The 21,164-nt window shown below is 64.9% G+C and carries 16 protein-coding genes; 5 read left to right on the top strand and 11 right to left on the bottom strand.

Annotated elements, in window-relative coordinates; translation table 11 throughout:
- Nucleotides 1-228: 228 nt before the first annotated feature.
- Nucleotides 229-705, bottom strand: coding sequence for a 2'-5' RNA ligase family protein (locus tag DEH80_RS15850; protein ID WP_165831517.1), 477 nt, complete (start codon nucleotides 703-705; stop codon nucleotides 229-231).
- A gap of 286 nt (nucleotides 706-991) precedes the next feature.
- On the opposite strand from DEH80_RS15850, the gene DEH80_RS15845 reads away from it, so the two are divergent.
- On the top strand, nucleotides 992-2,068 hold the full coding sequence (locus DEH80_RS15845) for an efflux RND transporter periplasmic adaptor subunit (RefSeq protein WP_109721494.1): 1,077 nt from the start codon (nucleotides 992-994) through the stop codon (nucleotides 2,066-2,068).
- A 1-nt stretch (nucleotide 2,069) separates the two neighbouring features.
- Entirely contained in the window at nucleotides 2,070-5,183 is a 3,114-nt protein-coding gene (locus DEH80_RS15840) for an efflux RND transporter permease subunit (protein ID WP_109721493.1), read from the top strand.
- A gap of 6 nt (nucleotides 5,184-5,189) precedes the next feature.
- Here the strand turns inward: DEH80_RS15840 and DEH80_RS15835 are convergent, their stop codons facing one another.
- The 3 genes from DEH80_RS15835 to DEH80_RS15825 form a co-directional block, all read right to left on the bottom strand.
- Nucleotides 5,190-6,392 carry a HupE/UreJ family protein gene (locus DEH80_RS15835; RefSeq protein ID WP_165831516.1) on the bottom strand — a complete coding sequence of 401 codons (1,203 nt, stop codon included), beginning with the start codon at nucleotides 6,390-6,392 and terminating at the stop codon, nucleotides 5,190-5,192.
- A gap of 88 nt (nucleotides 6,393-6,480) precedes the next feature.
- A complete protein-coding gene (locus tag DEH80_RS15830; protein WP_109721491.1) occupies nucleotides 6,481-7,314 on the bottom strand; it encodes a peptidylprolyl isomerase in 834 nt (277 codons plus the stop codon).
- Nucleotides 7,311-9,560 carry a DUF3604 domain-containing protein gene (locus tag DEH80_RS15825; RefSeq protein ID WP_109721490.1) on the bottom strand — a complete coding sequence of 750 codons (2,250 nt, stop codon included), beginning with the start codon at nucleotides 9,558-9,560 and terminating at the stop codon, nucleotides 7,311-7,313. Before DEH80_RS15825 ends, DEH80_RS15830 begins: the two co-directional genes overlap by 4 nt.
- 127 nt (nucleotides 9,561-9,687) lie before the next feature.
- Between DEH80_RS15825 and DEH80_RS15820 the strand changes: the two genes are divergently transcribed.
- The 3 genes from DEH80_RS15820 to DEH80_RS15810 all read left to right on the top strand — a co-directional run bounded on the left by DEH80_RS15820 (nucleotide 9,688) and on the right by DEH80_RS15810 (nucleotide 12,757).
- Nucleotides 9,688-10,332 carry a chemotaxis protein CheB gene (locus DEH80_RS15820; protein WP_109721489.1) on the top strand — a complete coding sequence of 215 codons (645 nt, stop codon included), beginning with the start codon at nucleotides 9,688-9,690 and terminating at the stop codon, nucleotides 10,330-10,332.
- A 74-nt stretch (nucleotides 10,333-10,406) separates the two neighbouring features.
- A complete protein-coding gene (locus DEH80_RS15815) occupies nucleotides 10,407-11,351 on the top strand; it encodes a hypothetical protein (RefSeq protein WP_133249284.1) in 945 nt (314 codons plus the stop codon).
- Complete coding sequence (locus tag DEH80_RS15810; RefSeq protein ID WP_109721487.1) at nucleotides 11,348-12,757, top strand: Ig-like domain-containing protein; 1,410 nt, start codon at nucleotides 11,348-11,350, stop codon at nucleotides 12,755-12,757. The genes DEH80_RS15815 and DEH80_RS15810 overlap by 4 nt, the downstream gene beginning before the upstream one ends.
- On the opposite strand, the gene DEH80_RS15805 is transcribed toward DEH80_RS15810, so the two are convergent.
- The 7 genes from DEH80_RS15805 to flgM form a co-directional block, all read right to left on the bottom strand.
- Complete coding sequence (locus DEH80_RS15805) at nucleotides 12,732-13,676, bottom strand: alpha/beta hydrolase (protein WP_165831515.1); 945 nt, start codon at nucleotides 13,674-13,676, stop codon at nucleotides 12,732-12,734. The two genes, DEH80_RS15810 and DEH80_RS15805, sit on opposite strands and share 26 nt — an antisense overlap.
- A 92-nt stretch (nucleotides 13,677-13,768) precedes the next feature.
- The gene (locus DEH80_RS15800; RefSeq protein WP_109721485.1) at nucleotides 13,769-15,460 is read right to left on the bottom strand and encodes an amidase; all 1,692 of its coding nucleotides are present in this window, start codon (nucleotides 15,458-15,460) and stop codon (nucleotides 13,769-13,771) included.
- Nucleotides 15,460-17,268 (bottom strand): poly(ethylene terephthalate) hydrolase family protein, encoded by a 1,809-nt coding sequence (locus DEH80_RS15795; RefSeq protein WP_207774650.1) that lies wholly within the window; start codon nucleotides 17,266-17,268, stop codon nucleotides 15,460-15,462. Before DEH80_RS15795 ends, DEH80_RS15800 begins: the two co-directional genes overlap by 1 nt.
- A 93-nt stretch (nucleotides 17,269-17,361) precedes the next feature.
- The gene (locus DEH80_RS15790) at nucleotides 17,362-19,593 is read right to left on the bottom strand and encodes a putative bifunctional diguanylate cyclase/phosphodiesterase (protein WP_109721484.1); all 2,232 of its coding nucleotides are present in this window, start codon (nucleotides 19,591-19,593) and stop codon (nucleotides 17,362-17,364) included.
- Between the two features lie 158 nt (nucleotides 19,594-19,751).
- Nucleotides 19,752-20,447: a flagellar brake protein gene (locus DEH80_RS15785; protein ID WP_109721483.1), complete on the bottom strand. Its 696-nt coding sequence runs from the start codon at nucleotides 20,445-20,447 to the stop codon at nucleotides 19,752-19,754.
- A 10-nt stretch (nucleotides 20,448-20,457) separates the two neighbouring features.
- Nucleotides 20,458-20,829: a hypothetical protein gene (locus DEH80_RS15780; protein ID WP_109721482.1), complete on the bottom strand. Its 372-nt coding sequence runs from the start codon at nucleotides 20,827-20,829 to the stop codon at nucleotides 20,458-20,460.
- A complete protein-coding gene (gene flgM / locus DEH80_RS15775; RefSeq protein WP_109721481.1) occupies nucleotides 20,829-21,137 on the bottom strand; it encodes a flagellar biosynthesis anti-sigma factor FlgM in 309 nt (102 codons plus the stop codon). The genes DEH80_RS15780 and flgM overlap by 1 nt, the downstream gene beginning before the upstream one ends.
- Nucleotides 21,138-21,164 lie beyond the last annotated feature (27 nt).

The raw sequence follows: 21,164 nt of genomic DNA, 5'->3' as shown, positions 1-21,164 counted from the left end.
CAACGCAGTCTGGCCTGTTTGCAGGCGCAATCCAGACGGAACGGGCCGGTTTTCCCGCGATCCTGCGTTGCGAAGCGCGTCCATGCGCTTCGCCCTTCGGGCCGGCCTGCGGCCGTCCGAATACGTTCCCAACGCATTCGTGTCGTTCGCTGACTTGGAATGACCAAGCGGCACTCACTCCGCCTGGGCTCGCGCGAAAACCGGCTCCGTCTTGGTGGTGAGAATAGATCAGTGTTTCCCTAGTGGGCAGAAGCGGACTCGACGAAACAAGCGCTCATCACGCTGTTCGGTCCAGGTGAACAAGGCTAATGCATTCAAGCGTAGACGAGCCTCCGGCGGGGGACGCTGTCCCAGCGCGTGCGCCAGCTGTTGGCGGGGCGAGGTGGGCAGGCGGCGGTCCAGCCGCGCCACGGTGACGTGCGGCCTGGGTGGTCGACGATCTGGCCGCGCCTGCGCAGCGTCGTACAATTGGGGCCGGTGGTCCGCGATGAGTCGGTGGATTTCGTTGCCTGCATCCGCCACTTCCAGCGCCACAGCGGATGGTGACTGCGAACTGCCCAGCAGGGCCCATGCGCGAGCCTGCAAGTCGATGGTTGTCGGCATGGTTCTGGCCTGGGCGAGGGCGCAATCAAAGGCCTGCTGTGCTGCCTGTTCGCCGCAAGCCCCCAAGAATGCCAGCGTGACATGCAGGTCGTCTCCGGTCATGGATCGCGACCCCGGTGGCAATGGCAGTGCCGCTCGCGTGCGAGTGACGGCGTCAGCCGGCGTCCAGTGATCAGCCGGCCAACCAATGAACCAGTTGGCAATCGTCATGGCATGCATTGTGCCGAATCTGGATCGTCTCGTCGGTGGGTTGGGCAACCATCGGAATCATCGATCAGGCGCGACAGAATTTTTGAATGATTGCTTAGGAACCTTAACGGCCTGGTCCAGTCTGACGAAGGCTTGACAGTGCTTTCCGGCCGTCGGTCGGCTTCTTCAGGGATGAACCATGATGAATATGCGGGTCACGCGGCTGTTGCTGGTCGCGCTGGGTGGGGTATTGGCGGCGTGCGCACCGGAATCGGATGTCAGCGGGCCCGGTGAGCGGGCGCCGACGAAAGTGCTTGCAGAGCGCGTCGAGCTGGCGCGGTTTGCCAGCGGAATCGAGGCCCTGGGAACCGCACGGTCGAACGAATCCTTGGATGTCAGTGCCAATCTCACCGAAAAGATCATCGCGCTGAATTTCGAGGATGGCGCCGAGGTTGAGGCCGGCGACTTGCTGGCGCGCCTCGACGACACGGCCGAACGCGCCGCGTTGGCCGCCGCGCGCGCCCGGCTGGCCGAGCGCCGTCGCACGCTGGACCGCTCCGAGTCACTGGTGCGGGATCGCGTGTTGTCCGAGTCTGAGGTCGATTTGTTGGCCTCCGAGGTCGAGACGGCTGTGGCTGAAGTCACCGCGCTCGAGGCCCAGATCGAAGATCATCAGATTCGCGCGCCCTTCGCCGGCCGGGTCGGTCTGCGCATGGTCAGTGTGGGCGCACTCATTCAGCCTGGCGATGTCATCACCACGCTGGACGATATCGATACGATCAAGGTGGACTTCACCGTGCCCGAGACGGAGCTGGCCCGGCTGCAGGCCGGCGTGCCGCTTGTGGCGCGGACATCGGCATTCCCCGACCGGATGTTCGAAGGTGAGGTCGCAGCGGTGGCCACGCAGGTCAACCCGCAGACCCGCGCAATCATGGCGCGGGCTCAGATCGACAACACCGATCACGCCCTGCGACCGGGGATGTTGATCGAACTGGAGCTGCTGGCGCGGCAACGCGATTCGCTGGCCGTGCCGGAAAGCGCACTGGTGCCACGGGGTGAGCGACAGTTCGTGTTCCGGATCGTTGAGGGTGTCGTGGAGCGGGTGGAAGTCACCGTCGGCACGCGCCGACCGGGGCTGGCAGAAATCACCAGCGGACTGGCTCCCGGTGATCTGGTCGTCACCGATGGCACCCTGAAGCTGGCACCGGGATCGAAGGTGCGCGTTGCTGATCGTGCGGCAGCGCTGCCCAGTCTCAGCAACGCCACGGAGAGCTGACATGGTCTTGTCCGATCTCTCCGTCCGCCGGCCGGTCTTCGCTAGCGTCTTGTCACTGCTGATGCTGGCATTTGGCGCCTTGGCCTACGAGCGCCTGGCACTGCGCGAATACCCGGATATCGATCCCCCCATCGTTTCCGTAGATACCTCTTACACCGGCGCCTCGGCCGCAGTTGTGGAGACCCGGATTACCGAGATTATCGAAGACCGTATTGCCGGCGTCGAAGGGATCCGATTCATCTCCAGCAGCTCGGAGGATGGGCGCTCGCGGGTCACCATCGAGTTCGATTCCGGCCGTGACATCGACGGCGCAACCAACGATATCCGGGATCGGGTATCGGGTGTGGTGGACAACCTGCCGGAAGAGGCCGATCCACCGGACATCCAGAAGGTGGAGTCCGACGACGACGTCATCATGTGGATGAACCTCACCAGCACCGAATTGGATCTGCTGGAACTCACCGATTATGCGCGGCGCTATCTGCAGGATCGCTTCTCGATTCTCCCGGGTGTCGCGCGGGTGCGAGTCGGTGGCGGTCTGGAGTACGCCATGCGCATCTGGCTGGATCGCAAGGCCCTGGCGGCCCGTGGTCTCACGGTGGCGGATGTCGAGAACGCTCTGGTCGCCGAGAACGTCGAGCTGCCGGCCGGACGCATCGAGTCCGAGGATCGTCTGTTCACGGCCCGGGTGCGGCGCGGCTACCACACGCCGGCCGACTTCCGGAATCTGGTCGTGGGGACCAGCACCGACGGCCATCTCGTGCGGATGTCTGAGGTCGCCCGTGTCGAGAAGGGCGCGGTGGAGGATCGGACGCTGTTCCGGGGCAATACGGTGCCGATGGTCGGTATGGGCATCATCAAGCAGTCCACGGCCAACACCATTGAGGTGGCACGGGCGGCGAAGGCGCTGCGCGAGCGTCTCAGTCCGAACTTGCCGGCCGGCATGAGTATTGAGCAAAGCTACGACTCCAGCGTCTTTATCGAGGCCGCCATTGCCGAGGTCTGGAAGACGCTGGCCATTGCCGTGGCATTGGTCGTGCTGGTGATCTGGCTGTTTCTCGGCAGCGTGCGCGCCATGATCGTGCCCGCGGTGACGGTGCCGGTGTCCCTGATCGCCACCTTTGTTGCGCTTTATCTGTTCGGATTCACCATTAACCTGCTCACCCTGCTGGCCATGGTGCTTGCCGTCGGGCTGGTCGTGGACGACTCCATCGTCATGCTGGAGAACATCGCGCGGCGCGTGGAACTCGGTGAATCGCCACTGGTGGCCGCGTATCGCGGTGCCGGGCAGGTGGGTTTCGCGGTGGTTGCGACGTCGGTGGTGCTCATCGCCGTGTTCGTGCCGCTGTCGTTCATCTCGGGTGATATCGGGCGCTTGTTCACGGAGTTTGCGTTGACGATGGCGGCCGCGGTGTTCTTCTCGACGATCGTCGCGCTCACCTTGTCGCCCATGCTCTGCTCCAAGCTGCTCAAGGCCAAGGATCGGCACAGCGGACGCCGGTCCATGGCAGCCCTGATCGAACGTGGATTTGACCGGCTGGCTGCAGGTTATGGCCGCCTGCTCAACGCCGTACTCCGCGCGCCCTGGGTGGTGGGGCTGGCGATTGCCGGCGTGCTGGTCGGCGCCGTGTATCTATACCAGGCAGTGCCCACGGAATTCGCGCCTAAGGAAGACCGGGGGGCGTTTTTTCTGGTCGTCCGCGGGCCCGAGGGCGCGACCTTCGACTACATGAAGGACTACATGGATGAGATCGAGGCGCGCACCATGCCGCTGGTCGAATCCGGGGAAGTTCAGCGGCTGCTGGTGCGGGCGCCCAGCTTCGGTGGCGAACGCTATAACAGCGGCATCGTGATCTTCGTGCTCAGACCCTGGGCGCAGCGCCGTACGGCCTGGGAGATCATGGACGACGTTCGATCTCGCGTGGGCGATCTGCCCGGCGTGCGCGCCTTCCCGATCATGCGCCAGGGTTTTGGCGGCGGGCGTGGCCAGCCGGTGCAGTTCGTGATCGGTGGCGGGACTTACGAAGAGCTGGTCGACTGGCGCGACAGGCTGCTGGAGGCCATCGACGAACGCATGCCCGGCCTGCGTGGTGTCGACTCCGACTACAAGGAAACCCAGCCGCAGCTGCGCATCGCCATCGATCGCAACCGCGCCGGTGACCTGGGCGTGTCGGTGCGCGATATCGGACTGACGCTACAGACCATGCTCGGATCACGTCGCGTGACCACGTATCTTGATGACGGCGAAGAATACGATGTCATCGTCGAGGGTGAGCGTGAGCTCCAGCGCACCCAGGACGCGGTCGCGAATCTGTACGTGCGCTCCGACAGCACGGGTGAACTGATTCCCCTGGGCAATCTCGTCACCATCCGGGAGCAGGCTGACGCCTTCGCGCTCAACCGTTACAACCGGGTGCGCGCCATCACCATCGAGGCCGACCTCGCTGATGGCCTGGTGCTGGGCGAGGCGTTAACCGAGTTGGAGGCGCTGGCGCGTGAGGTGCTGCCCGAGTCCGTGGTCATCGACTACAAGGGCCAGTCACGTGATTTGCAGGAGTCTACCGGCTCGCTGGTCTTCGTCTTCCTGCTCGGCATGGTGGTGGTGTTTCTGGTGCTGGCCGCGCAATTTGAGAGCTTCGTCCATCCGCTGGTCATCATGCTCACCGTGCCGCTGGCCGTTGCGGGGGCGCTGTTCGGTCTTTGGCTTGTGGATTCTTCCCTCAATATCTACAGCCAGATCGGACTGGTCATGCTCATTGGCCTGGCGGCCAAGAACGGAATTTTGATCGTGGAGTTTGCAAATCAGCGGCGAGACGCTGGCGTGGGCTTCGACGACGCGTTGCGAGAGGCCGCGCAGGTCCGGTTTCGCCCCATCGTCATGACAGCCATCACAACGGCGGCAGGCTCGCTGCCGCTGATTCTGTCTTCGGGTGCCGGAGCGGAGACACGGTTCTCCATCGGCGTGGTGATTCTCTCCGGCGTGTTGGCGGCCACGTTCTTCACCATTTTTGTGGTGCCGGTGGCCTATGCGTTGCTGGCCCGTGGCACCGACTCGCCGGAGGCCGTTGCGCGTGAACTGGAGGGGCAGCTGTCCGACACACCGATGCAGCCCTGACCGCGGTCAGCCGCCCAGGGCGCGTAGCAGGAACCAGTGACTGCCCAGGCCAGCCAAGCCGCAAAGCGCCAGGGTGGCAGGCCAGTGCGCAGCGGTTTGCGGACGCAGACGGGTCCATCCCCGTTGTAAGCCGGCCCCCGCTGCGGCCAGCACCAGGACAATGCCGATTTGTCCCAGTTCAACGCCCAGGTTAAAGCCCAGCAGCATGCGCCAGAGCGAGTCTGAACTGATGGCTAGGTCGAGCAGGGCGCCGGCAAAGCCGGCACCGTGAATCAGGCCAAATGCGGTGGCGATCAACGGACCGCTGGTTGTGGCGGCCGGCGTCGATGTCCCTGCGGGGCCTAGTCGCAAGCTGAGTAATAAACAGGCCAGCCAGACACCGGGTGCCAATGCCGACAAACCGCTCAGCCAACTGCCCAGGCCGATGCCTGCCAGTGCGATCAGCCACAATCGGATCGCGTGGTGGCGCAAATCGCCACGCTGGCGGGCTGCATCAAGCGCCGCATACAGCACACTGAAGCCGATGAGCGCTTCCACGGTTCGCCCATCGGGCAGCAACAGGCCGGAAACCACCAGCGCCAGGGTGATCGAATGCCCGATGGTAAAGCCGGTGACGGTCCATAGACGGGCGCGCCAACCGGTGATCAACAGCAACAAGGCCGCAAGAAAAGCGATGTGGTCCCAGCCGCTGGCGACATGCGTGGCGCCCAGCCAGACAAACTCGCCCAGGCCGACCACGCGGGGTGTGGCGTTCGCGCCAAGCGTCAGGGTCGAATGCTCTGGCGTCAGCACCCGCTCGATCTGCCCGGCATCCTGCCCGATCTGGGCGATGTGCAAATGCGTGGCGGCGTACCGAAACAGCGCATCGATGTGCAGCTGGGCAGACTGATCGCTGAGCGAAAGTGGGCAGGCGAACTGGAGGTCCACGGCCAGCCATCCCGCCGCGGCAGGCCGCGGGATGGGGTCGGCGATGGTCCTGCAGACGGTGTCGCCTTGTCGTAGCTGCACGGTGCCGGCCAAGTGGTCGGCCAGGCGCATAGGCAGCGACTGCGTGGCTGCCGCGCTGCCGGCAGGCACATCGGCGTAGAGCAAGGTGGCGCGCCGCGCATCGATGGTGAAACGGCCCGTGACCTCGGTGTCCTGCCAGCTCCAGCTGGAGAACGACTGGCTGCGCGTATGTGCCTGTGCCGGCTGTGTGATGGCAATCATCGTCACCAGCAATAGCCCGCAGACCCACCAGTGTCTGCGCAGGGCTGAGCCTGGAGTCGGGTCTCCGGACGCAGAGGGGACCGCCGGCTTATCCATTGATGCGGATGTCCGCTTGTTCCCGCAGTCGCGCGACATAATCAGCGACGGCTTGTTCCCGGGCGCGCTGCTGCCATGCGTCCAACAGCTGCGGACGCAGATCGGCAAAATCGGGGCGGGAACCCGGCTCGACCGCCTGCAGCCAGACAAAGTGCGCCTGCTCCCCGACGCGCATCGGGCCGATGATGTCGCCGGCCTGTTGCTGGCGGAGGGCGTGGACCACCGTCGGTGGTAGATAACGGTCGAGCTGATCAATTCGCAGCCAGGCATCGGGGAGTCGGACCGCAGACGCGTCGGTCAACACGGCCTCGAATGGCTGCCCGCTGCGTAACGCCTCGACCGCAGTTGCGGCCGGCCAAGGGCGGGTGGCATGTCGAATCCGCACGCGGCCGGCCTGTGCGCCAATCAGCGGGTGATCGGCATAGAAGCGACGGAGCGTGTCGTCATCCGGCAGCGAGGCATTGGCGCGTGCCGCAACGGTTTGAATCATGGCGTCGACGACCGCCGCGCGGACAGCGCGATCTTCATCCACCAGGCCAATGGCCATTGCCTGTTGGATGAGCAATTCCTCGGTGATCAGTGTATCCAGCGCCCGGGCACGATCCGATGCCAGCAGCGGGGACTGCTTGTCACGGGCAATCGCCTCCACGGCCCGTGCAAGACTGGCCTCGCTGATGCTGCGGTCATTGACCTGTGCCGCCACCGGTTCGGCCGCATCGGCCTTGGCAAATTCCGGCTGCATCAGGGCCTGCCAGCCGGCGAGGACGAAGCCCGCTGTGGTTGCCACGCCGATGAGCGCTGAGCGGGTGGACTCACGCGCCGTCATGAAGCATCGACCCCCGCGGTCAGGTAAATCGGCGAGGACCACGCGCGGTGTTCTGCCGGCGCGGTGCAGGCGTCATCATCCGGGGTGCGGGCATCACCAAAGCAGGGGTTGACCCGGATGCATGTGCCCTCGGCATCGTACTCACAGCGCAGGTTGTCGGCGTTGATGGTGGGCGTGGCGGCCTGGATTGCTCGGGCGTAATACAGCACATCCCGTGGTGCGTCGGTGTATTCCGGGTCGCTGAACCGGACGCTACAGCCCTGGCCTTGGTCGTCGCAGCGATGCACCTGCCACGGGTCCTCGATGAGCGTGTCCACAGATTCATCCGGTTTGGCCTGCCGGAGAATCCGCACAATCTCGATCCGGGTGATCGGGTGGCGCTCGTCTGTCGGGTTGTCGCATTCACCGGAGCAAAGCTGCTCGATACGTTCGGCATCGAGGCCCGCGTGGACAAAGTCCGGGCAGCCCGGCTGTTGTTTAAACGCACCGACAGCCCGAACCTCGAAGGTGGGCACGCCGCTCGCGCGTAGCTCACTCCCCATCGGGTAACGTTGCTCGCCGTCGAGCAGGTCAAACCAGAGCAGCATCTTGGGTCCGGAGGTGCCGTAGATCTCCCGGCGCTCGAAGGCGTCCCAGATGCCGGCCCGATCCGGGGTGCTGGCATGGACAGCGGCCAGGCCACCGGTTAGCCAGAACGAGGATTGGCGCTCCAGTTCCGTGAGCTGAAAGCCGGCCATATCGCTCAGCGTGTCGCGGTCGATGAGTCGGGCTTCAGCGGTCTTCGGGCCCGGTTCGCCGTAGATGCGCTTGGCCCAGGTGGCGTTGACCGGGCCGTTGGCTTCGGTGGTGACCTTGCGGTCGACCGGCTTGTAACCGGTGCCGGGGCGGGCGCGGTGGTTGTCAGAAGAGGCGATGAACCCCCAGGTGAACCGGGCCGGCTCGTCCCCATCGAAATTGGAGATGGCCAGGCCATACTGCACCGAGGTGCCGGGCCGGTGATTGAATGGCGGCAGGAAACAGTCGGTACATTGCCCGGCATCCAGCCAGTCTTCGGCGGATTCGCCCTCCACGGCCAGATGCCCCGCAATGCTCATGTTGGCGTAGGCATGCCGCGCATCGGCGGCGCGCTGCTCGCAGACTGATTCGGGTTCACCAGCTTCGGCGCAGCGTTGGGCGATGATCTCGCCGGCTCGCCAGCAGGAGGGAAGATAGCCGGGGCTGGGCTCCGGACAAACGCCCGCCAGTCGCTCTGATTCAGTGTCGACCTCCACCGCCCGCCACGGCCGGTATTCCTCGGAGTTGCCATGGCCGGACATCACCTCAATGACACGAAACGCCTCCGGACGTTGTTCGGCTTCGAGCTGCTTGTCGAAGGTGGTTCCCGGCGGGGTGTAAAAACCCCAGCTCGTGCCATGGGGAATGATCAGCGGTGTCAGGCCCTGGTCTTCGAGTCGGGTGACCAGTTCGCCGGGCGTGGCCGCCGACTCAAAGCAGTTCGCCGGCAGTTGGCTGGACGGCGTGTTCGGGTCACAGGCCGGGACGCTACGCACCTCGTCCAGAAAGGCATTGAAGTCGAGGTAGCGGCCGATTTCACCCCGCTCGGTGAGCACGAGTGCCGGCGGGAATCCCTGCATGTCCGTGCGGAGCACCTGCGTGGTGATGCCTGCGGCGGCGATGGGGCGTTTGGCGACCTGGTCATCCTCCAGATCGCGGAAGATCACATTCTTATGGCCATAGTGGTTGGTGGGGAGATTGCCGACCTGCGTCCATTCGAAGCCGAGGAACGACACCAGATCCGGCTGTGCCGGATCGCCTGCCAGTGCTTGGCATTGTCGCAGCGACGCCTTGGTTTCATTCCAGCGCCGCGGCGTGGAGGCTGCCGCATGGTCAGTAATCCCCCAGAAATCCAGACCTGAGCAGTAACGTGCGTAGTCGCAGGTATCTCCGATGGGATGGACGCCCCGACCACCGGCCATTGGCAGGGACCAGAGAAACGCATCGGTGGAGTAGGTCGTATGCACGTGAAAGTCCCCGAACAGCACATGCTTGGGGCCATCCACACCAGCAGAGGTCGCAGCATCGACCCGCGCCTGCTGGCGAGCGATGACGGCTGCCTGGGGCAGGCCATCGCCGGTGATGGCACCAGGGCCCGGGGGTGAACCCAGCCAATTCTGGCGTGCCGCGACGATGTAGCCGATGACCGTGATCACCAGCAGCGCGACCAGCGTCCCTGCAAACTTCTTCATACCCTGTCTCCCTGATCGCCGACGTTCACGTCGGTCTATGGGGCCGTGTTTAGCACCCGCTGGCGGTCCGGTCCACCGCGGGGCGGTCCGGGCTACACTTCTGGGCCCTTGAATCAGCGGGTTCAGCGTGCGCAACAAACAGGGTGAGCAGCCGGTGCGTGGCTCCGGAGACGATGACCATGCCAAGCCCGATATTCCCAACCTGCTGATCGTAATTGGCGCCTCGGCGGGCGGGTTGGATGCGCTGATGCGGCTCCTGGATCGACTGCCTCCCAGTCTGCAGGCCACCGTGGTCATCGCCACCCATCGACCACCCGATAGTCCTGGCAATCGACTGGCAGAGATTCTGCGGCGCTACTCTGGGGTGCGCGTCAACGAGCCCGAGGACGGAGAATCCCTTGACTGCGCCACGCTGCTAGTCGGTGCGCCGTCCGAGTTCGTCACCATCGAGGGTGATCGCGTCAGTATTGATGCCATGCACGAGCGTGCCATGCGGATGCGCCGTATCGATGCGCTGTTCGAATCCGCTGCCGAGTTTGCGGGGCCGAACAGCGTGGGGGTCGTGTTGTCCGGTACCTTGTGGGATGGCACGGCCGGCTTGCGGGCGATTAGCGACGCGGGTGGCTATTGCCTGATTCAGGACCCCGACGATGCCCAGTTCCCCGACATGCCGTTGAATGCCATTCGGCGGGTAGAACCCACGCGCATCGGCACGGCCGAGCAACTTGCAAAATGCATTGTCGAGATCGCATCCGAGCGGCGGTGCATCTGACCGTCAATGCCGAGGTCGGTCATCACCCCGCAATCTATACGCGCCAGACTGGGCGCCGATCCTGGGGGGCGGTCATGCCTACACAGCCTGCACGCGCAGCGCGCGCACTCAAACACCAGCGCGCCGGTCTGCTCGGTTTGCTCGTCCTGCTCGCTGGTTGTGGTGACGACGCGGGTTCTGGGGTGGCTGCTCCGCGGCCTCCGGTGCCGGTTGCGCCGACCGTAGAACTGACCGCCAGCAGGGAAGAAGCTGCGGTGGGTGAGCAGGTCCTACTCAGCTGGCGTGGCGACCACGCTGAGGAGTGCTTCGCCTCCGGCGGATGGGAAGGCCGCAAGCCCTTGTCAGGTCGCGAATCGGTGTTGCTAACCGCCGCGGGCGAGCAAGTCTTCACGCTGACCTGCGCAAGCACCCAGTTACAGACCAGCGACAGCGTGACGCTACGCGGCCTGCCAGCGCCCAGCCTGGATTTCAAACTCACCGCGACTCGCTTGCTGGTCGGCGAGTTGGTCACATTGCAGTGGGTTAGCACCGACGCCGAAGAATGCCTGGCCAGCGGGGATGCCGAATGGAGCGGCACGCGCGCGCTGTCCGGCCGGACGTCACTGGCGGCCGCCCTTGGCGTGCGTGAATTCAGGCTGCAATGTCGTGGACCCGGGGGGCAGGTGGCTCGCGCGGTGACATTGGAAGGCCTGCCGGCACCGACGCTTACGCTGGAGATCACAGCCAGCCAGATCGAACAGGGCCAATCGACGCAACTGATCTGGTCCGCGCGCTCGGTGAGTGGCTGTGTGGCCAGCGACGGCTGGTCGGGACCGCGTGCGGCCAATGGCCAGGAACACCTGCGTCCAAGCGCGTTGGGTGCTCACCGCTACACCCTGAGCTGCGATGCCCTGCTGCCAGGGCGCGCGATTGAACAGAGCGTCGATGTGGCGGTCACCGACCCCCTGGCCCAGGCCAAAGCATTGTTCGAACAACGCCAGCAGCAACGCCAGGCTGCCGGTCTGGGAGACGAGTCATGATTAACGATCGAAGCATGCGCCGCGGTTGGTTTGTTGTTGTCGCGCTGGGTTTTAGCGGTTTGGCATCGGCGGCCGGCATGAGCACCCACGCGCTTATGGCCGAATATGGTCGCCGCTATTTGCCGGATACGCATCCGCTCAAGGCCGTGCTGACCGCGCATCGACCCGCGCTGCTGGCCGGGGCGTTGTACCCGGATGGAGGCTACGCGACAGGGGCCGCTTTTCCTGGTGATCGCAACGTCGCTGAGGATGCCCACTGGGAATACTTCGTCAATCCGCTGATGCAGGTCCTGCATGATGCTGGCTGCGTGTCCGGCGAGTCGCTGGATGTGCCGGTGTTTTCTGGAACGCTGGACTATGTGACCACGACGGCCACCGGGTTGGCGCCGCTGGCTGAACTGCGTTTTGATGACAGCTGCGGCACGCAAATCGCCTATGCCATGGGCATTGCCGCGCATGGTCTGGGCGACGAGGTCTGGGATGCCCTGTTCGAGCCACAGGTGCGGGAGCGAGGTGAGGAGGCGGAGTCTTCGCCGGCTTACACGCTGGACGCGTTTCCGCCCGGAGCCGACCCCAGCGTCGGGGACTTGCTACGCGGCGTTATTGGTGACGAACCCTTTGAGGCCTTGCGGGCCGGGTTTGATCCGGTTTCGCTGAACAGCATCGAATATGCGATGGATGTCATCGCGATTCGTGAGCAGCAGCTCTGGGCCGATGTGCCCTACCTGACGTTCCCTCCGGCCGACACGCTGGCCGAGGCCTACCGGCGGGCCGGCCGCGATGCGGATGTGTCACGCGAGGCCATCGAACGCGCGGCGCTGGCGACCCGGACCCTGGTCCTGGCGGAACGATTGGGCGCCTTGGCCGAGTACGATCGCGTGCGCCAGCAAATGCCCTGGGCCGCCGGTCACTACTTCACCGGATCGGGCGGAGTGATTCATGTGGGCAAGATGATTGCCGGCTACTACCTGCACCTCTGGGACAAGCTCCAGGCCGGTGTGGTCAACGCCCGTGGACCCCGGGTCGTGGGCGTGCACCCGGACAACGGCGAACAGGCCGTGCCGATTCATGCATCCGCCGATCGCTATGTCCGTGTGTTCATCTCCAGTGGTGTGGATCGCGCCAGCGTTGCCAACGCGCCGGGTGCACTGGTGCTGTTTGCTCCCGATGGTCAGATTGTTGAAGCGCGGCTTTCCGGTTTCGGGCCCTTGTATCAAGGCGAGGGGACGCACGGGATCGGCATTGAAATCACCGGAGCCTTACAACCCGACACGGAGTACACCGCGGTCATCACCCCACGTGCACGTGACGACCGTGGGCGCGCGCTGATGGAACCGCTGGTGTGGACCTTCCGCACGGCCGCGGAGGTCACGGATGGGGCTAGTGGGAATCGTCGCCGTTCATAAAGCGGCGAATCCGCGCAACGGCGCGCGTGGCATCGGGTAGCAGGCCCACCTGCATCTGGAAGTCGTGCCACAGGCCGTCGTACACCTCGCAATGGATTTCCACGTCGGCCTGCGCGGCAGCCTCCACCAGCCGGATGCTGTCGGACAACAGGATTTCCTCGCTGCCCACCTGCACCAGGGTTCTGGGTAGGCCGTTCAGCTCGGCGAACAGCGGCGACAGGCCCGGGTCGTCGAAGGGCCGGGCGCCGGCATATCCGATGCGAGCATGGCCACCCCAGGTCGGAGGGATGAACGGATCACGCCGCGCTAGGCGCTGCACGCTTTCTCCGCTCATGGTCAGGTCGGTCCACGGAGACATCAACACCAGCGCGCCGGCCTGCGGTCCGCCCCGGTCACGCAGGGCCAGTGCGGTGGCCAGTGACAGGCCCCCGCCGGCCGAGTCGCCCATCAGAATGATGCGCTCGGGCGCAATGCCGTTGTCGACAATGGCGTCGAATGCGGTCAGCGCATCCTCCACGGCAGCCGGATAGGCGTGTTCGGGCGCCAGTCGATACTCCGGTAGCCAGATCGTGCGACCTAAGGCTTTTGCCATTTGCCCGGCGTAGCCGACATAGGCGCCGTCGCCACCCAGCACATAGGCGCCGCCGTGCAGAAACAGCACCACCTCGCCGGGGACGCCGTTGGCCGGCTGCAGGATGTGCACCGGCACCGCGCCAAACTGTCGGCTATGGTGCTGTACCGCGCGCGGCTTGCGGATGCTTTGCGTGAACGCCTTGGTCCAGGCACGTTGTAGCGAAACCGGCGGGTGCGCCGCCAGGAACGGCTTCATCGTCGTCCTCAGCAGACCTTTGACGACGCGCCGCCGCAGCCCTGCCGAGGTCGGTGCCAGATGTGAAATCGCGTTGTCCTGAGCGCTCATGCATGCCATCCATTGCCTGTGTCCGGTCCATAGTGTGCCGGATGTCCAGGGTGGGCTGGGCGAGACGCCTCAGGGCAGCGATGGTGTATTGCCTAGTCCTGCTCCGCCAGTTCCGGGGTGTAGGTCGGTGCGGCGCGACCTAGACCGGGCGTCCGGGCCACATGCTGTTCAAAGGCATAGGCCAGGCGCAGGATGCGGGCTTCGTCGAACTCGCGTCCCAGCAGTTCCATGCCGACCGGCAGCGCGGGGTCCGTGGCCGCCAACCCGGCGGGAACCGAGACGGCCGGAAACCCGGAGAAGGGGCTGAGGCGGTTGTTGGATCCGGCGCTGGGGCTAGAGCCTGCAGCCGGTGCCAGCCCCAGCACGCTGGGGTAGAGCAGCACGTCGTAGGCTGCGCCTTGCTGGGTGCCGTCGAGCAGGCGATTGTCCAACGCGGCCTGCAGGCGCTCCCGGACGAATGGACCGCGTTCCCGCACGTTTTCGAGGTAGGTCGGATCGAACTCACGGGTATGGCCACTGGCGGCATCCAGCACCAGCACGAACAGGCTGTCGTTCTCGTAACCGCCACTGGCGACCACGGCCTCGAAGCTACGTAGATGACCGTCCTCATCGGAGGGCCAGGACTCCAGGTATTCGGTCATGTGGTCGCGAAATTCCCAGCGCGAGACACTGGAATAGCCGGTGATGCTGTTGAGGTCCTCGATGGTCACGTCCTCCACGGTCGCGCCGGCATCGGTCATGGCCTGCAGGGCGGCCTCGATGACGGTGATTACATCGGTATTGCTGCCGAACAGGTCACGCACGACGCCGATCCGCGCACCTTGTAGCCCGTCAGCGCGCAGGCCGCTGGCATAGGAATCCGGCAGCCCCACCAGCGCCGCGTAGCTGGCTGCGTCGGCGACCGGTGTGGCGCCATCTTCGGGGCGTGTGGTCGGCTCGTTGTAGTGGCCCGATCCGGGGCCGGGGTCGAAGCCAACCATGGCGTCCAGCAGCAGGGCACAGTCTCGAACCGTTCTGCACATGGGGCCACCCACGTCCTGGAAGTGGGCGAGCGGCAGGATGCCGTCCTGCGAGACCAGTCGCAGGCTGGGGCGGATGCCCACCAGGCCGCCGAGCGATGAGGGCACACGAATGGATCCCCCCGTGTCCGACCCGGTGCCGAGCAGCGCCAGATTCGCGGCGATGGCCGCGCCCGTGCCCGAACTGCTTCCGCCCGCGCCACGCGTCGGGTCATAGGGGTTGTGCACCTGACCGCCCATGGACGAGGAACCCACAAAGCCAAACGCGAACTCGTCCATATTGGCCTTGCCCAGAATCAGCCCCCCGGCCGCACGGATGCCGGCCACGCTAAAGGCATCGTCAGGCGGGCTGGCATTGTCCAGGGCGGTGGCTCCCGCGCTGGTGACCATGCCGGCCGCATCGAAATTGTCCTTGAGCAACACCGGGGCGCAGTGCAGCGGGCCTGTTGGTCCGGAGGCCGCATAGGCGGCGTCCAGGGCGGCGGCATCCTCCAGCGCGGTCGCACTGACGGCGATGACGCTGTTCAGCTCGGGCCCCTGCCGATCATAGGCCGCAATCCGGTCCAGGTATCCCTGGACCAGCTCCACACAGCTCAGCTCGCCTGCCGCCAGAGCCACCTGTACATCGGCGACGGTCGCCTCGACCCACCGGAAGCCAGCAGCCTCGGGTGGCGGCACGGTGGTGGGCCCCGTCGGGGCCGGCGAAGCACCACATCCCAGCAGGCCCAGTGTGGCCAGCAGGGCCGCGAGCAGGCCGGCGCGCATCAGGGTGCCACGCGCTGGAACTGCAGGTCGGTGATTTGCACCGTCCCGGCGGGTGTCAGATCAAAGCGGAGTTCCAGCGTATCCAGGTGGGCGAAATCCAGCGCCGGGAACTCGGTCAGCGGAATGCGTAGATCGGTCAGCACAAGTTTTTCCGAGCCACCGCTATCGAACGCATCCCCAGGTGGTGCGAACAAATCCGTGCTGTATGCACTGGCGTTGAGTCGTGCGCTGCGGCCATCGGTATCGGTGAGCACCACGGCAAAGTCCTGGCCCGCGTCGTTGGCAGGATCGTCCAGCGACAGGCCGACTCGCAGGGACAGCACATGAAAATCGCTGGCATCCAGATCACCCAGCGCGCTGCGGTAGATGGCAGGGGCTGTCCAGTGCAGGCGCAGTTGATCGGCGGTGGTGAACGTGGGGTCGGATGCACCGCAACCGGATCCATCGCGCCCGGTCGTGGTGCAGGCTTCGAAACTGGCAAAGCCCTCCAGCGTGACCGCACCGCCCAACGCGTTCTGGCTCAGTGCGGTGTCGATGGGGGTGGAGTCGATGATCAGCCGGTCCGTTGCAGATGCATAAATGCTCAGGGGATACCGGCCCGCACAGCCCGCGGCTTCGCCACCGGGGCAGAGGGTGTTCGGTACGGCGGCGAGCCCGGTCCAGTAGTCCGCATGCGCTGTTTCCCCACCCACGAATGTCCGGAAGAACGAGGCCATGAAGAAGCTGCCCAGCGCGCGTTGCGCCTCCGGTGTGTCACGTTGGTGTGTGGCGGAATCGGTGCCGCAGTGGCTGTCCGTCGACGTGCCGTGAATCGTCCAGTCGTCTGAGGTCCAGACTGTGTTGAAGTAGTTATGGTTGGCGCCCATGGCCATGATCTGGAAGCGCGGGTGCGTGTCATCGGGTGAGAGCAGCCGGGCGGCGTCATAGGCGAAGGCCCCCATCAGGTTTTCCACGTCACCGTCGCAGTAGGGCAGCAGCGTGGCCCAGGTCACACCCGTCACGTCCAGGGCGTTGTAGTCCGTTGGTGCCAGCGAGAACACGGCCGCCAGGTTGTGGGGTTCATCCTGTGCAGCATTGACGGTGACGGTCTTGTTCACGCCTTCACCACCGCGTGAATGGCCCATCAGGCCCACGCGGTCGAAATCCAGCCGGCCCATCAGGGCGTCAAACCCTTGGCCGCCGTTGCGGTGAATCTCTCGAAATGCATCGAGATGCGTGAGGATTAGCTCGGCACGGGCCAGCGCGCCGGCGTCTCCGGCATTGGGGCTGCCATCGTTATCGTTGATGTCGTTGGTGTCGATCGAGATCACGGCATAGCCGTGGCTGGCCAGGCTTTGCACCAGATAGTCGTACCCCCGGTAGCTGTTGGCGGGCGTGATCACCCCCGCCAGGTCAGGGCAGTTGTCATCTCCGACCGGGAATGGGAGCTGGCCCACCGTGGTTTCGCAGGTCTGGTGGCGACCGTGTTGAAACAGCAAGACCGGAAATGGACCGGTGGCATCGGTGGGGTAGGTGACGTAGCCGTGGACGTCGGTTTCATAACTGTCGCCGGTTTGCTCGTCGGTCACCGTGATGCGGCCGAAGTCGTAGTCGGTTGACGTCAGTGTCAGCGGGCCGGATTCAGCCGGATCGGCGGCGACATCGGCTACGGCGGGCAACTCGGGCCGCGTGACGCCATCGGGTGCAGGGGTGACGGGCGCGCCGTACTCCGATTGACCGCCGCAGGCGGCGAGCAGTGCGGCGACGAGTGGGATGGGCAGCGTGCTGCGGCGCAGGGCTTTGCAGCGGAAACGGGCAAGAGCGAGCATGCAGGTGATCCGTGTAGAGCGGGAAGGCCCGGCGCAAGGCCGGCGCCCCCAAACGGCGCACAATGCATGCCAAGCAGGGCTTGGCGGTTTTGCTTAGAACCGATCTTCGTTTGCGCTCAGCGGCTGCGGCTTGCCGATGCCAAAACCCTGCACATAGTCCACGCCCATGCTGGCCAGGTGCTCGGCAACGTTTCGGTCTTCGACAAACTCCGCCACCGTCTCGACGTTGAAGGCCTGGGCCATGGACACAATGGTTTTGACGATGGCTTGGTTGCTGGCGTCGCCCAGCAGATCGCGGATGAACATGCCATCGATTTTGAGGTAATCGATGGTCAGCTTTTTGAGATAGCCGAAGGAGGACATGCCGCTGCCGAAATCGTCCAGTGCCACGCGGGCACCGCAGGCATGTACCTCGCCGATGAAGGCCGAGGCGACATCAAAGCGACCGATGGCCGAGGATTCGGTGATCTCGAAACACAGTCTGCGTGCCAGCAATGGATTGCGCTGCAGGGTGGCGACGACCTCGTCCAGAAACTCCCGGTTGGCCAGCGATTTGCCCGACAGGTTCACCGAGTACTGGCACTGGCTGGCATCGGCTTGCTGCGACTTGAGAAACGCCAGGGTTTCATGAAAAACCCAGCGATCCAGCTCGTCCGACAAGCCGAAGCGTTCAGCGGCAGGCAGGAACTTGCCTGGCGGAATCACCGTGCCGTCACCGGCCAACATACGCACCAGGATCTCGTAATGTCGCAGCCGATCGGGGCCCACCGATTCGATGGGTTGGGCATACAGGCGAAAACGGCCGTAGCGCAGCGCGTCGTGTAGGCGTGCAACCCAGTCGACCTCACTGTCGCCATCCTCGCCAGCGTTTTGTGTGTGCGGCGACCAGTAATCCAGGAACGGGTCGCCGGATTCACGCGTGCGCTCGCAGGCACGCTCTGCGCGGGCCAGCAGATCATTGGCCGTCAGGTCTGGCCCGAAGCCGGTGACCGCACCCACACTCGCGCCACAGCGGAAGATGTGGTGGTCGACCGAAAACCGATAGCTCCGGATGGTCCGGGCGATCTTGGACATGCTGGCCTTGATCTCGGCATCAGAGCGGTCACGCAGGTAGCAGGCGAAATGGTCGGCGCCGATCCGGCTGATCAGCGCCGTCTCATCCAACGTGTCGCGCAGCACGCTACCGATTTGCTTGAGATAGCGATCACCCGCCTCGTGGCGCGTGGACTCGTTAATGACCTTGAAGTGATCCAGGTTCACGTAGATCACCGAGCAGGTTTCGTCGTCGCCCAGTTCCAGCAAGGTGTCGGCGATTTGACGCTCGAACTCCCAGCGGTTGAGCAGACCGGTGACCGGGTCGATGCGATCGCGTCGATGCAGCTGTCGCTCGGCCTTGCGCAGCCGGGACAAATCCTCGGCAGCGATTAACGTCACCGGGTCGCTTTGCGGCATCTCATGCGTGCGGATCGACAACACCACCGGCAAGGGAGTGCCTTTCTTGCCTCGCAGGTAGGCCTCGTACTGAATCGTTTCGTTGGTTTGCGACCCCTGCGACGAACGCAGGGCCGTGCGCAGATCCTCGGCCGATTCGCAGTCGCACAGCTGGTCAAACGTATAACCGGCAACCTCGGCGAAGCTCACGCCCAACCGGCGCGCCGCGAACAGGCTCATCGAGACGATGCGGCCTTCCGAGTCGAGCAAAAACACCATGCCGGGAAAGTGCTCGTGCAGCAGGCGGTAACGCGCCAGGCTCAGCATCAGCCCTTCTTCGAGTTCGTTGATGCGCTTGCGGCTCCAGATCTCGCCGATCGCGCCCGCCAGGGCCCGGGCCGATTCGACATCACCCGGTTGGTAACGCGCATCGGCACTGCGTTCCACACACACCGCGCCACGCAGTTCACCACGGGCCAGCACGGGCACGATCAGCCAGGCGTCGCCGGTGTCATACCGTGTGCCGTCTTCATCGACTTGCTGCTGCCGGATCAGCGTGGGCTCGCCCTCGCAGAGCGTGTCGATGGCGCGTGAAACCGGGGGGCTGGCCGTGTCGCTGGCCTGCCCATGCAGCATCTCAAACTGCGCGGACATGCCAATGCGCTGCCAGATGCTGACCCGGTCGCAGGCAACCTCGGTTCGGAACGCCTCAATCGCCGCATCCAACCAGGTCTCGGCAGACTCGTAGGCCAGGGTGTGGTGGAAGCGCTCGCTGCTGAGTACCGCCGGGCTATAGGTCGGCGCTTTTTCGATACTGGTCACGGTCCGCAGACGTTCCTTGTCAGGTGCCGAAGCCTTGAGTGTCGAGCCACTCATAGAAAACACGGTTGCCATTTGGTGGAAACTCCAACGGGATCGCAATCGATCCGTACTAGATGGAGTGGATATCGGCCGACCACCGCGCCTCTTGAGCTCCGCTGGTCGGTACTTCGGGGTACATCAGCCGGCGGGCAGGCGATGTGACCGCATCGCGGTCGTCGCGGCGATGGCGCCTAGCCGACCGCCGCGTGGCGCGGGCGCCAGTAGCGCTCCAGCTCCACAACCTCGCGTTCGACCGTGCGTCGGTCTTCGGGGTCGAGCCGGGCAAACTCGCCGCCCATGGCCATTTCGCCGCCACGCCGACGCACACCGCGCACCGTGATCGGGGCATAAAATGCCGAGCCGTGCAGGCCAAACGCCCCGTCGAGCACCCGGCCCGGGTGAAACTCATCGGCCATCTCGCCCCGGACATGCGCGCCGAAACCCTGCGTGGAAATGTCGGTTACACGCACTCGAACCGGGGCGCCGCCCAGCGGGAACAGCGTCGCTCGTATCGGCATCGAACGGGGCACGTTCACGCGGTGCGCTCGGCGGCGTTGGGCATGTTCCACCCATTGCGGGAGAGCGGTGATGAGGCTGCCGTCGTCAACCAGCGAATCGACGTGTGTCGCAAATCGCAGGCCGTAGCCCGCAACACGCGCCTGGGCGTCGAGCAGGCTGCGTGGTTTCAGTTTGGCAAAGCCTCCGGCGGGTGCATCGAACAGCAGTTCGTCCCGCTGGGCGTCCAGTGTCAGCAACAGACTGAGATAGTGCCGCGACGCCTGGGTCAGCGTGACAGGCTGGCGGGATTGCGCCAGCTTGCCGAGCAGCGTGAGCACGTCGGCACGCAGCTCAACCCGCTGCCAAGCCTGCGTGTCGGTGTCGGCCATCTACCGGGCCTCAGGCCTGGCCAAGTGCACGGCCGGCGATGGGCGCGCGGGCGCCTCGCTGGCCATAGGGGCTGTCGTCGCGGCCCGTGCCCAGGGCACGCAGGGCTGCGCCGGTCTGTTCGCGCCGTTGCGCGACCACGGAAAAGGTGCGGCGCATGTCGCGCTGCAAACGGTGCAGGGCCGCTTCGACGCGTTCGCGCTCGCCGGCCGTGTCAGCACTCAGCTCATCCAGCCCGGCCTGATCCAGGGCCTGCACGGCCGTTTCCAGGTCGCGGGCCACGGTGAGCAGGGCATCGGGATCCTGACCCAGTGCCGCTGCTTCCAGTGCCTGAATGTGCTGGCCCAGTTCGGTCTCGAGGTCGGTGAGCTGTTGATCATTCATTAGCTGCGTCCCATCTGCCATTCCATATGGGCCATCTTCGTGGCCACGGATTCGGCGTTGACCTGGTAGGTGCCGGCCGCGATGGCTTCGCGGATGGCAGTGACCTTTTTCACGTCGATGTCGGGTGTTTGCTGAGCCACGTTCACCAATTCGTTGAGATTTGCGCCCTGGCCACTGAGCGTGACCACGTCGGCCTCGCTCACCGCGCCAACCCGGGCATGTCCGGATGCACCGGCTTTGCCCGCCTGCACGCTCTGCGGACTGTTCGTCATCTGGGCGACAACGGACGATTCGATCTTTCCGGTCACGATGTTTCTCCTGCATTCAAAGTCAGA

Source organism: Abyssibacter profundi (genome assembly GCF_003151135.1).
GTDB lineage: Bacteria > Pseudomonadota > Gammaproteobacteria > Nevskiales > OUC007 > Abyssibacter > Abyssibacter profundi.
The sequence above is the reverse complement of the archived record's forward strand: the minus strand, read 5'-3'. Positions and strand labels throughout refer to the sequence as shown.

Coding starts and splice junctions, on each gene's coding strand:
- DEH80_RS15795 (WP_207774650.1), bottom strand. CDS start 17,268: ATGCTCGCTCTTGCCCGTTTCCGCTGCAAAGCCCTGCGCCGCAGCACG.
- DEH80_RS15785 (WP_109721483.1), bottom strand. CDS start 20,447: ATGGCCGACACCGACACGCAGGCTTGGCAGCGGGTTGAGCTGCGTGCC.
- DEH80_RS15780 (WP_109721482.1), bottom strand. CDS start 20,829: ATGAATGATCAACAGCTCACCGACCTCGAGACCGAACTGGGCCAGCAC.
- DEH80_RS15815 (WP_133249284.1), top strand. CDS start 10,407: ATGCCTACACAGCCTGCACGCGCAGCGCGCGCACTCAAACACCAGCGC.
- DEH80_RS15830 (WP_109721491.1), bottom strand. CDS start 7,314: ATGACGGCGCGTGAGTCCACCCGCTCAGCGCTCATCGGCGTGGCAACC.
- DEH80_RS15845 (WP_109721494.1), top strand. CDS start 992: ATGATGAATATGCGGGTCACGCGGCTGTTGCTGGTCGCGCTGGGTGGG.
- DEH80_RS15825 (WP_109721490.1), bottom strand. CDS start 9,560: ATGAAGAAGTTTGCAGGGACGCTGGTCGCGCTGCTGGTGATCACGGTC.
- DEH80_RS15790 (WP_109721484.1), bottom strand. CDS start 19,593: ATGGCAACCGTGTTTTCTATGAGTGGCTCGACACTCAAGGCTTCGGCA.
- DEH80_RS15850 (WP_165831517.1), bottom strand. CDS start 705: ATGACCGGAGACGACCTGCATGTCACGCTGGCATTCTTGGGGGCTTGC.
- DEH80_RS15805 (WP_165831515.1), bottom strand. CDS start 13,676: ATGAGCGCTCAGGACAACGCGATTTCACATCTGGCACCGACCTCGGCA.
- DEH80_RS15800 (WP_109721485.1), bottom strand. CDS start 15,460: ATGCGCGCCGGCCTGCTCGCGGCCCTGCTGGCCACACTGGGCCTGCTG.
- DEH80_RS15835 (WP_165831516.1), bottom strand. CDS start 6,392: ATGATTGCCATCACACAGCCGGCACAGGCACATACGCGCAGCCAGTCG.
- DEH80_RS15840 (WP_109721493.1), top strand. CDS start 2,070: ATGGTCTTGTCCGATCTCTCCGTCCGCCGGCCGGTCTTCGCTAGCGTC.
- DEH80_RS15810 (WP_109721487.1), top strand. CDS start 11,348: ATGATTAACGATCGAAGCATGCGCCGCGGTTGGTTTGTTGTTGTCGCG.